This window comes from Acidovorax sp. SRB_24 (genome assembly GCF_012931925.1).
Genome location: NZ_MWOM01000001.1, coordinates 133,764 through 146,425 on the forward strand (window position 1 = coordinate 133,764; position 12,662 = coordinate 146,425).

7 protein-coding genes, 2 tRNA genes and 3 rRNA genes are annotated in these 12,662 nt (G+C 58.6%); all 12 read right to left on the minus strand.

Annotated features, from left to right (window positions below; genetic code table 11):
- Positions 1–112: 112 nt before the first annotated feature.
- Positions 113–1,528, minus strand: coding sequence for a type I glutamate--ammonia ligase (gene glnA, locus B2J89_RS00600; RefSeq protein ID WP_169167285.1), 1,416 nt, complete (start codon positions 1,526–1,528; stop codon positions 113–115).
- A gap of 155 nt (positions 1,529–1,683) precedes the next feature.
- Positions 1,684–2,505 carry a molybdopterin-binding protein gene (locus B2J89_RS00605; RefSeq protein WP_169167286.1) on the minus strand — a complete coding sequence of 274 codons (822 nt, stop codon included), beginning with the start codon at positions 2,503–2,505 and terminating at the stop codon, positions 1,684–1,686.
- Entirely contained in the window at positions 2,502–3,410 is a 909-nt protein-coding gene (locus B2J89_RS00610) for an EI24 domain-containing protein (protein WP_169167287.1), read from the minus strand. Before B2J89_RS00610 ends, B2J89_RS00605 begins: the two co-directional genes overlap by 4 nt.
- A 71-nt stretch (positions 3,411–3,481) precedes the next feature.
- Entirely contained in the window at positions 3,482–4,444 is a 963-nt protein-coding gene (locus B2J89_RS00615; protein WP_169167288.1) for a sterol desaturase family protein, read from the minus strand.
- A 33-nt stretch (positions 4,445–4,477) separates the two neighbouring features.
- On the minus strand, positions 4,478–5,320 hold the full coding sequence (locus tag B2J89_RS00620) for a polysaccharide deacetylase family protein (protein WP_169167289.1): 843 nt from the start codon (positions 5,318–5,320) through the stop codon (positions 4,478–4,480).
- The gene (locus B2J89_RS00625) at positions 5,286–6,257 is read right to left on the minus strand and encodes a beta-propeller fold lactonase family protein (protein WP_169167290.1); all 972 of its coding nucleotides are present in this window, start codon (positions 6,255–6,257) and stop codon (positions 5,286–5,288) included. Before B2J89_RS00625 ends, B2J89_RS00620 begins: the two co-directional genes overlap by 35 nt.
- Before the next feature lie 90 nt (positions 6,258–6,347).
- The gene (locus tag B2J89_RS00630; RefSeq protein WP_169167291.1) at positions 6,348–7,097 is read right to left on the minus strand and encodes a 16S rRNA pseudouridine(516) synthase; all 750 of its coding nucleotides are present in this window, start codon (positions 7,095–7,097) and stop codon (positions 6,348–6,350) included.
- Positions 7,098–7,179: 82 nt separating this feature from the next.
- Positions 7,180–7,292, minus strand: a 5S ribosomal RNA gene (gene rrf, locus B2J89_RS00635).
- 123 nt (positions 7,293–7,415) lie between these two features.
- Positions 7,416–10,295: ribosomal RNA gene (locus tag B2J89_RS00640) — 23S ribosomal RNA — on the minus strand.
- 360 nt (positions 10,296–10,655) lie between these two features.
- A tRNA-Ala gene (locus B2J89_RS00645) sits at positions 10,656–10,731 on the minus strand.
- Positions 10,732–10,770: 39 nt separating this feature from the next.
- A tRNA-Ile gene (locus B2J89_RS00650) sits at positions 10,771–10,847 on the minus strand.
- A gap of 107 nt (positions 10,848–10,954) precedes the next feature.
- A 16S ribosomal RNA gene (locus tag B2J89_RS00655) occupies positions 10,955–12,489 on the minus strand.
- Together the 16S, 23S and 5S rRNA genes with 2 tRNA genes alongside form the textbook arrangement of a ribosomal RNA operon.
- Positions 12,490–12,662: the final 173 nt, after the last annotated feature.

Genomic DNA, 12,662 nt, shown 5'->3' on the forward strand with positions numbered 1-12,662 from the left:
CTGAGCCAGAGGGAGGTGGCGGCGCCGCACGGGTTCCCGAGGCCAGCACCATAGAAAAAGGCGGTGCAAGCACCGCCTTGGCTCAGTCCGGGGGCCTCTGGGGGCCCATCGCTCAGAGCGAGTAGTACATGTCGTACTCGACCGGGTGCACCGCCTGGCGGAAGCGCGACACCTCACCCATCTTCAGCTCGATGTAGGCATCGATCATGTTCTCGGAGAACACACCTCCCTTGGTCAGGAAGGCGCGGTCTGCGTCGAGGGCGTCGAGTGCCTGGTCGAGGCTGTGGCAGACGGTGGGCACCAGCTTGTCTTCTTCGGGCGGCAGGTGGTAGAGGTCCTTGGTGGCGGCTTCGCCCGGATGGATCTTGTTTTCCACACCGTCGAGGCCAGCCATCAGCAGCGCGGCAAAACCCAGATAGGGGTTCATCAGCGGATCGGGGAAACGTGCCTCCACGCGGCGGCCCTTGGGGTTCGACACATAGGGAATGCGGATCGACGCCGAGCGGTTCTTGGCTGAGTAGGCCAGTTTCACCGGGGCCTCGAAATGCGGCACCAGGCGCTTGTAGCTGTTGGTGCCGGGGTTGGTGATGGCGTTGAGTGCGCGCGCGTGCTTGATGATGCCGCCGATGTAGTACAGCGCATAATCCGACAGACCGGCATAGCCGTCACCCGCGAACAGGTTCTTGCCATCCTTCCAGACCGACTGGTGCACGTGCATGCCCGAACCGTTGTCGCCCGCATAGGGCTTGGGCATGAAGGTGGCGGTCTTGCCATAGGTGTTGGCCACGTTGTGGATCACGTATTTCTGCAACATGGTCCAGTCGGCGCGCTGCACCAGGGTGCTAAAGCGCGTGCCGATTTCGTTCTGGCCGGCGCCCGCCACTTCATGGTGGAACACCTCGACTGGGATCCCCAGGGATTCGAGGACCAACGCCATTTCGGCACGCAGGTTGTGCGTGCTGTCGACCGGTGGCACGGGGAAGTAGCCACCCTTGACGGTGGGGCGGTGGCCGCGGTTGCCGCCTTCGAGGTCGCGGCCCGAGTTCCAGGGGGCCTCGTATTCTTCGATCTCGTACATCACCTTGCCGGGCTCGTTGCTCCAGCGCACGCCGTCGAAGATGAAGAATTCGGGCTCCGGTCCAAAGTAGGCGGTGTCGCCCAGGCCCGAGGCCTTGAGGTAGGCTTCAGCGCGCTTGGCGATGGAGCGCGGATCGCGGTCGTAGGCCTTGCCGTCGCTGGGCTCAATGACGTCGCAGCTCAGGATCAGCGTGGGCTCTTCATAGAACGGGTCGATATTGGCCGTGTTCGGGTCGGGAATGAGCTGCATGTCCGATGCTTCGATACCCTTCCAGCCGGCAATCGACGAGCCATCAAACGCATGGCCGGACGAGAACTTGTCTTCGTCGAAATGCGACACCGGCACCGTAGTGTGGTGCTGTTTGCCAAGGGTGTCGGTGAAACGGAAATCGACGAACTTGACTTCGTTCTCCTTCACCATCTTCATGACGTCTGCAACGGTCTGGGCCATCGGGTTCTCCTGGAAAAAACGTTGGTTGTTTAGGGGTATATCGACAATACGCAAAGTGCATGCCAGCTCTGCGCCACACGGACGTGATTGTCAGCGCGTCTTTCCAGCCTCACTTGCCGCACCACTGTGGTGCGCAACGGAGGCCCGGCAGAACTTCACAGTTTGCGCACCAATTCGGGGCCACAGTTTGCACCGATTTGGTGCAGACTTGCCCGCAAGTCGGTCCATGCCTCGGGAACCAGCTCTGCAGGCCCCTTGACGCCCAGCTCGATGTGGCGGCCGTGCACAGGGTGATCGACGCTCGGCAGGCTGAAGACACGCACTGGTGCGTGGTCGCGTTCGATGCGTTCCATCAAGGGCGTGAGGGCCGCTTCCATGGCGCCGAACACCAGCACCGAGTGCTCCACCTGCGGCGCACGGTGGAACAGGTGGGCGCAATGCTGGTCCAACACCCATTCGATCATCGGCCACGCCATCACAGGAAACCCGGGCACAAAATGCACGCTGGCGCCACTGGGTCCGCTGCAGCTGAAGCCCGGAATCTTGTTGTAGGGGTTGGGAATGACGCGCGCCCCCGCAGGAAACACGCCCATGTTGAGCCGGTGGACATTGTCCGCGCTGTCTGGATCGTACGGGTGGCCCTGCTCGCGCGCCACGTCCTGCATGCGCTCGCGGATCAGCGCCTCGGCCTGCGGGTGCAGCGCCAGCTCTACCCCGAGCGCGCGGGCAGCGCACTGGCGCGTATGGTCGTCCGGCGTTGCGCCTATGCCCCCGGTGCTGAAGACCACATCGCTGGAAGCGAAGGCCCGCTCCAGGGTGACCGTGATGCGGGCAGGGTCGTCTCCGACATAGTCGGCATACGCCAGTGCCAAGCCGCGCGCGGCCAGCAGCTCGATGACCTTGGGCAAATGCTTGTCCGCCCGCTTGCCCGACAGGATCTCGTCGCCCACGACGATGAGGCCAAATGCAGAGGTCATGGTGCAGGGGATTCCGGTGAAGCCAAAGGAGGGATGGGTGCCGAGCTTCCCGCGCCGGGCAACGGCAGCCCAGCGGAGGAGATTTGCGGCGCGCCAGGGGGTACGGGCAGCGACTGCGCACGCAGTTGCTCCAGCGCTGCAAGGCCGAAGTGCGCGAACCACAGCGACGAAAACGCAAACACCAGCGTATAAATCCAGATCGCCAGGGGTATCAGGATAAAAAAGGCGGCCGCAAACACCACACCCGAGGCCCAGACGACGGCTGGAGTCGCGCCGAGGTAACCGCAGAGCACGCCCATGGCCAGCAAGGGCACACGGTGGCGCTGGAAAAGCTCCTTGCGCTCGGCTTTGCTCGCATGCTCGGCCAACGCGTCAAACGCCATGACCCGGTAGGTCAACCAGCCCCAGATCAACGGCGGCAACACCAGCACCAGCGGAGGAACCAGCCACAGCGGCAGGGATACGGCAAGGGCCACCAAGGCCAGCAGCGTGGCGCCAAGCGACCATCCCAGGCTCGCCAGCAGCGAGCCTCCTTTCTTGCGCTCCAGCCCGGCAAAGCGCCGCTGCGCGACCAAGGCCACCAGCGCAGGGGCCATGAGCAGGGCCACGGCGAGCACGGAGACCACCACGATCACCGGGGTGACGGCGGCGACCACGATCAGCGGCGCCACGAACGCCGTGGCGTTGTCCAGGCCCCAGCGCTGCAGCCAGCCCCAGATGGTGCCCAGCCAGCCGGGCGCCTCCAGCAGCGCGCGCACGCCCTGCACTGCGGGATCCCAGTAGAAATACCCCAGCCCCAGCGCCAGCGCGCCCATGAGCAGCAGCGGCAGCAGCGACAGCGCGATCACACGCGGGTGCATGCAATACGCCACCGCGCGCCAAAAGGAGTCGAGCAACAGGGCCATGGATGGAAATCGGCTTCGCGCCACCTGAAAGCGCCCAAGCATACCTGTGCCGCAGGTGCTGCGCACCGACGCTATGCGCGCCCCGCCAACCGGAGCAGGCCGCGCCACTGCTGCGCCCAGAACCCCTGGCCATAGTCGCGCACGCGGCCGTCCGGGCCAGGCTCGACCTGGTCGCGCAGGCCGGTGGGCCCAAAGAGCCGCTCAAAATTGGCCGTACCGAACAGCATGTCCCACCATGGCAGGAGCACGCCAAAATTGCTCCCGCGTGCGCTGCGGTGGCTCTGCGCCTGGGCGATGGCATGGTGCATGCGGTGAAAGCGCGGACTGATCCACAGGCGCTCGCCCACGCTGCCAAACCACAGCCGCAGGTTGGCATGCTGGAAGCTCTCGCTCAACTGGGTGACAGCCACAATGGCCACGAATTGCCCGGGCGCCACGCCGATGAGCTGCGCCACCACGACGATGAGGCTGTCGCGCAGCACGTCGTCGAGCAGGTGGTTGCGGTTGTCGCTCCACATCGTCATCTGGCGCTGCGAATGGTGCAGTGCGTGCAGGCGCCACCACCATTCAAAGCGGTGCTGCCCGCGGTGGATCCAATAGTCGAGCAAATCGAAGGCCACCAAGTACAGCAGCAGACTGACCCAGGAACCATCGGTCACACCGGGCCAGACGCTGTCGAGCTGGAACGTGTGCAGCCCCCCCACGCGCAAGCGACCGAACAGGCTGTCCCACAAGGGATCGATCGCAAAGAACAGGCCCAGCCGGAACAATCCCAGCCGGTGCAGCAACGTGTAGACAATGTCGGTGCGCACCGCGGCACGGTCGGTCAGTGGCTCCACGGGTCGCCAGCGTTGCAGCGGGGCAAACAGGCCAACGATCACGAGCAACTGCAGAATACCGACCAGCAGCCACCCCGTGGCGCGGTATCCATCCTCCAGGAAGCTGGCCAGGCCGGCAGCGAACATCAGCGGCTGCACCACGGCTTCAAACAGCCATTGCTGCACGGTATCAAATGAGGTCGTCCACCATTCCATGGCTGTCTTGTCCTTGGTTTGAGTGCCGTGTCGTCAGGGCTTCGGTGCCGTCCAGATGGGGTAGTCCGGGTGCTCGCGCAAGGTGCGGAAACAAAAACCCCGCTCCTTCAGCCCCACGATGAGCGGCTCCAACACGGCCGGCGCCCATGGATCTTTGCGCGACCAGATGCCCAGATGGGCCAGCAAGATATCGCCACTGCGGATGTTCTTGAGTGCCTGCTGCAGCAGCATCTGGTTGCTGTAGCGCTCGCTGGGCAGTTCGTCCCCCAGGAAACCGTCCGCAGACCAGCCCACATGGGCATAACCGCACGAGCGCGCTGCCGCCAACAAGCGCGCCGACGTCTTTCCACCGGGCGCGCGGAACAGCGGCAGGGCCGGTTGACCGGTCACCGCCTGCAGGCGGCGCGCTGCCTGTGCAATGTCGTCGCAGTACTGCGCCGCGGTCACGGTGAACTCCTGTCCGGCGCGGCTCCCGGCCGATGGGCGCACCCGAAACGCCGGCGCAGCATCCGTGCCGGCGTCCGCCCGCCAATAAGTATGGTTCCAGGTGTGGGAGGCAAACGCGTGGCCCTCTGCTGCGCGGGCTCGCCACCAAGGTGCCCAGTGCTCTCCCAGGCTGCCGTCGCCTTGCTTGCTGGGCTCGTTTGCGACAAAAAAAGTCACGCGCACATGCTGGCGCTGCAGCACCTCGGCCACCAGCGGCGCCACCTCCATATGTCCGGTGTCAAAGGTGAGGTACAGCGGCTTTTTGCAGTCAATTTGGCCCATAACGCCCATGGGGCAAGCGCCTGCAGCTATCAATAATGAAGCAACAATGCAGCTCCGCCGCTGCCGGGTCCGCTCAGCGTGGCGCGTGCGCAAGTGTCCAGACACCATGGGGAGACTTCCCGACCTTGACCTGGCGCACCACCTGGCGCGCCTCGGTGTCGATGACCGTCAGCTTGCGCGCCCAGCGGGAGCTGACGTAAATCCAGCGGCCGTCGGCCGAAACATCCATGCAGTCGGGACCGCCAGGCGCCGGGTAGCTGGCCACCACCTCGCCGTTCAGCATGTTGATCTTGCTGATGGTGTTGGCCACGCGGTTGCTCACGTACAGATGGCGCTGGTCTCCGGCCGCACGGAAAGCATGCGCGCCGTTGCCGGTCTTGATGACCCTGAGGCTGCGCGGTTCGCGCCCTGAAATATCAAAAACCTCCACGCCATCGCCGCCCGTGAGACCAACGAAGAGCTGCCGACCGTCCGGGCTGCCGTACACATCGGCCGGCATCGGGCCCGTGCGGGTGCGCGACAAAATGGTTTGGCTGGCGATGTCGATCACCACCAGTTCGTCGCTGTCCTGCATCGAAGCGTAGACCCGCCGGCTGGTAGCATCAATCCACAAATGGCTTGGGGTTCGTCCGGTGGACACGCGCTGCACCAGGCTCAGTTCTTTGCCATCCCAGCGGTAGAAATCCACATGGTCGAGCCGGTTGCCTGCAGTAATGAGCCACTTCATGTCGGGTGTGAACCGCAAGTGGTATGGGTCGACAATGCCACGCACCGTGCGCTGAACCTGCGCAGTGCGCGGGTCGATGAAAGTCAGCGAATCCCCCAGCGCATTGGCGATGATGAGCGACTTCTCGTCGGGCGTGAGGTAGAGGTGGTGCGGCTCCTTGCCGGTCGGAATGCGCGATGTCTCCTGCCATGTCTGCGGGTCGATCACGCTGACGCTCGCATCCAGGGAATTGAGCACGAAAAGGGGCGGTGGGGCCGCAAAAGCCAGTCCGGCCGACCCCATCAGTAGCACCGCAGCGATTCGGCGAAATGCGCGCATAAATATCTTCACAGAAGCTTTCAAAGCAGCAGGGAGTGTAGCTGCGCGCCTCCGGTGCGGCGCGCATAGAATGGGATTCTGGCGTCGTCGTTATGCAACGGCCTGCAGCTTCTGCAAATCTTCCTGGTCAAGCCAGCGCCACTGGCCCGGCTCCAAATTCGCAGGAAGCTCCAGCGCGCCGATGCGCGAACGATGCAGCGCTTCCACACGGTTGCCGACAGCAGCCATCATGCGCTTGACCTGGTGGTATTTACCCGCCGTCAGTGTCAGGTCGAGCCGATGCTCACCGACCAAGGCACATGCTGCCGCGCAAACGGGCTTAGGGTCATCGTCCAAGACCACGCCGGCCAGAAGACGATCTATCTGCTCCGGCCCAACAGGGTGCTTGGTGGTGATCTGATAAACTTTGGGCACATGCTTCTTCGGGGAACTCATGCGATGGATGAACTGGCCATCGTCGCTGAGCAGCAACAAGCCCGTCGTATCCTGGTCGAGGCGCCCGACCGCCTGCACGCCCTGTACCGCACTCTTGCTGGGCCGCAAACGCAAGGGCGATGGCAGCAGCGTGTAAATGCTGGGATAGGTGGAGGGTTTTTGCGAGCACTCGGTTCCAGCTGGCTTGTGCAGCAACACATAGGCTTTGGCGTGATAGTCCCAATCCACGCCTTGTACGCGAAGCCGCAAGCCTTCCACGGGGAACTCGGCCGCAGCATCGGTACACAGGGCAGGCGCCTGCCCTGAAGGCTGTCCATACACTTCCACCCACCCCTGCTGTACAAGACCCGCACACACACGGCGGGTCCCAAACCCCTGGGAATAGAGAATATCCTGCAGTTGCATAGCCAGTCCGAATGAAAAGAGTCAGCACAAAACGCAGAAACGCCCCCCTCATTGCTGAGGGGGGCGCGACTGGGCTGTAAGAGCCTGACGATGACCTACTTTCACACGGGAACCCGCACTATCATCGGCGCGAAGTCGTTTCACTGTCCTGTTCGGGATGGGAAGGAGTGGGACCGACTTGCTATGGTCATCAGGCATAACTGGGTGCCTGGCTGATCTTTGGATCAACCGGGCGAATTCATAGAGTTTGGAATCAGCTTGTTTTATTTGACTGCGTCAACTTGGCATAACGACCTTGATCGATTTGATCAAAGTTATAGGGTCAAGCCGCACGAGCAATTAGTACTGGTTAGCTTAATGCATTGCTGCACTTCCACACCCAGCCTATCAACGTCCTGGTCTTGAACGACTCTTTAGGGGGGTCAAGCCCCCGGCAGATCTCATCTTGAAACGAGTTTCCCGCTTAGATGCTTTCAGCGGTTATCTCTTCCACACTTAGCTACTCGGCAATGCCACTGGCGTGACAACCGATACACCAGAGGTGTGTCCACTCCGGTCCTCTCGTACTAGGAGCAGGCTTCCTCAAATCTGCAGCGCCCACGGAAGATAGGGACCAAACTGTCTCACGACGTTTTAAACCCAGCTCACGTACCTCTTTAAATGGCGAACAGCCATACCCTTGGGACCGGCTACAGCCCCAGGATGAGATGAGCCGACATCGAGGTGCCAAACACCGCCGTCGATATGAACTCTTGGGCGGTATCAGCCTGTTATCCCCAGAGTACCTTTTATCCGTTGAGCGATGGCCCTTCCATACAGAACCACCGGATCACTATGTCCTGCTTTCGCATCTGCTCGACTTGTCAGTCTCGCAGTTAAGCACGCTTATGCCATTGCACTATCGTCACGATGTCCGACCGTAACTAGCGTACCTTCGAACTCCTCCGTTACGCTTTGGGAGGAGACCGCCCCAGTCAAACTGCCTACCATGCACTGTCCCCGATCCCGATAAGGGACCTGGGTTAGAACCTCAAACACACCAGGGTGGTATTTCAACGTTGGCTCCATGTGATCTAGCGACCACACTTCAAAGCCTCCCACCTATCCTACACAGATCTGTTCAAAGTCCAATACAAAGCTACAGTAAAGGTTCATGGGGTCTTTCCGTCTTTCCGCGGGGAGATTGCATCATCACAAACATTTCAACTTCGCTGAGTCTCTGGAGGAGACAGTGTGGCCATCGTTACGCCATTCGTGCAGGTCGGAACTTACCCGACAAGGAATTTCGCTACCTTAGGACCGTTATAGTTACGGCCGCCGTTTACTGGGACTTCAATCAAGAGCTTGCACCCCATCATTTAATCTTCCAGCACCGGGCAGGCGTCACACCCTATACGTCCACTTTCGTGTTTGCAGAGTGCTGTGTTTTTATTAAACAGTCGCAGCCACCGATTTTTTGCAACCCCTTTGGGCTCCCTTTGTTCAAGTTCACCTACTTGGGGCATACCTTCTCCCGAAGTTACGGTATCAATTTGCCGAGTTCCTTCTCCAGAGTTCTCTCAAGCGCCTTAGAATACTCATCTCGCGCACCAGTGTCGGTTTGCGGTACGGTCGTCAATAGCTGAAGCTTAGTGGCTTTTCCTGGAAGCAGGGTATCACTCACTTCGTCTGCAAGCAGACTCGTTATCACCCCTCATCTTAGCCCGGCGGATTTGCCTACCGGGCACGACTACAGGCTTGAACCAACATATCCAACAGTTGGCTGAGCTAACCTTCTCCGTCCCCACATCGCACTATTGATCGGTACAGGAATATTGACCTGTTTCCCATCAGCTACGCATCTCTGCCTCGCCTTAGGGGCCGACTCACTCTACGCCGATGAACGTTGCGTAGAAAACCTTGCGCTTACGGCGAGGGGGCTTTTCACCCCCTTTAACGCTACTCATGTCAGCATTCGCACTTCTGATACCTCCAGCATCCATTACCAGACACCTTCACAGGCCTACAGAACGCTCTCCTACCACGTGCAATAAATTGCACATCCGCAGCTTCGGTAACTGGCTTAGCCCCGTTACATCTTCCGCGCAGGACGACTCGATCAGTGAGCTATTACGCTTTCTTTAAATGATGGCTGCTTCTAAGCCAACATCCTGACTGTTTTAGCCTTCCCACTTCGTTTCCCACTTAGCCAATTTTAGGGACCTTAGCTGGCGGTCTGGGTTGTTTCCCTCTTGAGTCCGGACGTTAGCACCCGGTGCTCTGTCTCCCAAGCTGTACTCGTCGGTATTCGGAGTTTGCATAGGTTTGGTAAGTCGCCATGACCCCCTAGCCTAAACAGTGCTCTACCCCCGACGGTAATACTTGAGGCACTACCTAAATAGTTTTCGGAGAGAACCAGCTATTTCCAAGTTTGTTTAGCCTTTCGCCCCTATCCACAGCTCATCCCCTAGTTTTGCAACACTAGTGGGTTCGGACCTCCAGTACCTGTTACGGCACCTTCATCCTGGCCATGGATAGATCACTTGGTTTCGGGTCTACACCCAGCGACTATGTTCGCCCTATTCGGACTCGATTTCTCTACGGCTTCCCTATTCGGTTAACCTTGCCACTGAATGTAAGTCGCTGACCCATTATACAAAAGGTACGCAGTCACCCCTTGCGAGGCTCCTACTTTTTGTAAGCATGCGGTTTCAGGATCTATTTCACTCCCCTCCCGGGGTTCTTTTCGCCTTTCCCTCACGGTACTGGTTCACTATCGGTCGATGATGAGTATTTAGCCTTGGAGGATGGTCCCCCCATATTCAGACAGGATTTCTCGTGTCCCGCCCTACTTGTCTGCAGCCTAGTACCACACGTCGGTTTTCGCATACAGGGCTATCACCTGCTATGGCCGGGCTTTCCATCCCGTTTTGCTAACCGTCGTGCTATCACTGCAAGGCTTGTCCGATTTCGCTCGCCACTACTTTCGGAATCTCGGTTGATGTCTTTTCCTCGAGCTACTGAGATGTTTCAGTTCACCCGGTTCGCCTCGCAACCCTATGTATTCAGGTTGCGATACCCCGAAGGGTGGGTTTCCCCATTCAGAAATCTCCGGATCAAAGCTTATTTGCCAGCTCCCCGAAGCTTATCGCAGGCTATCACGTCTTTCGTCGCCTATCATCGCCAAGGCATCCACCACATGCTCTTAGTCACTTGACCCTATAACTTTGACGTCTCTTAACGAAACATCTCCATTTTCTTTCAAGGACTTGCCAGGTCTTTCACCCGGCGCGTTATGCCGTAATCAACTACGGCTCTTTCGAGCCTTCATCGTATTACTTTTGAATTTCAAAGCTAGTTTGAATATTCGTTTTGACGCAATCAAAAATTCTTGTTGCTGATGGCACGGTCTGCACTAAACCTTTACGAATGTGCAGTTTCCATCAGCAACGCTGATTCGACTCTATGAATTTTTAAAGAACAGCCGATTGATCGATTGATATCGATCAACATCAAAGCAGCCTTTTGCAAAGCTGCTTTGGTGTTGATTCACCGCCCTTGCGGGCGCATCGTGTTGGTTGGTGGAGGATGACGGGATCGAACCGACGACCCCCTGCTTGCAAAGCAGGTGCTCTCCCAGCTGAGCTAATCCCCCAGGAATCGCATTGTCGTGTCGCCCCTGGACTGCAGCACTTGGTGGGTCTGGGTGGTCTCGAACCACCGACCCCCGCCTTATCAAGACGGTGCTCTAACCAACTGAGCTACAGACCCAAGCCGGCCACTGCCGTCGACAGGCACTTATCGCACCCGCCGCTTTGCAGCGACTTCTTCCAACAACCGATAAGTGTGGGCGTTCAAATTGAATTGCAGTTTTCCAGAAAGGAGGTGATCCAGCCGCACCTTCCGATACGGCTACCTTGTTACGACTTCACCCCAGTCACGAACCCTGCCGTGGTAATCGCCCTCCTTGCGGTTAGGCTAACTACTTCTGGCAGAACCCGCTCCCATGGTGTGACGGGCGGTGTGTACAAGACCCGGGAACGTATTCACCGTGACATTCTGATCCACGATTACTAGCGATTCCGACTTCACGCAGTCGAGTTGCAGACTGCGATCCGGACTACGACTGGCTTTATGGGATTAGCTCCCCCTCGCGGGTTGGCAACCCTTTGTACCAGCCATTGTATGACGTGTGTAGCCCCACCTATAAGGGCCATGAGGACTTGACGTCATCCCCACCTTCCTCCGGTTTGTCACCGGCAGTCCCATTAGAGTGCCCAACTGAATGTAGCAACTAATGGCAAGGGTTGCGCTCGTTGCGGGACTTAACCCAACATCTCACGACACGAGCTGACGACAGCCATGCAGCACCTGTGTTATGGCTCTCTTTCGAGCACAATCGCGTCTCTGCGATCTTCCATACATGTCAAAGGTGGGTAAGGTTTTTCGCGTTGCATCGAATTAAACCACATCATCCACCGCTTGTGCGGGTCCCCGTCAATTCCTTTGAGTTTTAACCTTGCGGCCGTACTCCCCAGGCGGTCAACTTCACGCGTTAGCTTCGTTACTGAGAAAGTGAATTCCCAACAACCAGTTGACATCGTTTAGGGCGTGGACTACCAGGGTATCTAATCCTGTTTGCTCCCCACGCTTTCGTGCATGAGCGTCAGTGCAGGCCCAGGGGATTGCCTTCGCCATCGGTGTTCCTCCGCATATCTACGCATTTCACTGCTACACGCGGAATTCCATCCCCCTCTGCCGCACTCCAGCTATGCAGTCACTAATGCAGTTCCCAGGTTGAGCCCGGGGATTTCACATCTGTCTTACATAACCGCCTGCGCACGCTTTACGCCCAGTAATTCCGATTAACGCTTGCACCCTACGTATTACCGCGGCTGCTGGCACGTAGTTAGCCGGTGCTTATTCTTACGGTACCGTCATGGGCCCTCTTTATTAGAGAAGACCTTTTCGTTCCGTACAAAAGCAGTTTACAACCCGAAGGCCTTCATCCTGCACGCGGCATGGCTGGATCAGGCTTTCGCCCATTGTCCAAAATTCCCCACTGCTGCCTCCCGTAGGAGTCTGGGCCGTGTCTCAGTCCCAGTGTGGCTGGTCGTCCTCTCAGACCAGCTACAGATCGTCGGCTTGGTAAGCTTTTATCCCACCAACTACCTAATCTGCCATCGGCCGCTCCGTCCGCGCAAGGCCCTTGCGGGTCCCCTGCTTTCATCCGTAGATCGTATGCGGTATTAGCACAGCTTTCGCTGCGTTATCCCCCACGATCGGGCACGTTCCGATGTATTACTCACCCGTTCGCCACTCGTCAGCATCCGAAGACCTGTTACCGTTCGACTTGCATGTGTAAGGCATGCCGCCAGCGTTCAATCTGAGCCAGGATCAAACTCTACAGTTCGATCTTGTGTTTTTTGCCCCTTGCGGGGCCACTCAAAAAATCAAGAATTGAAGTGAACTTCACTTCTTTACTCTCATGAGCGTTTAAAGTCTTGCGACTTGAGTTCCAAAGAACTTGGCAATCGCCTTCAAACGCCCACGCTTATCGGCTGTATATTTTTAAGGTTCCTGGCA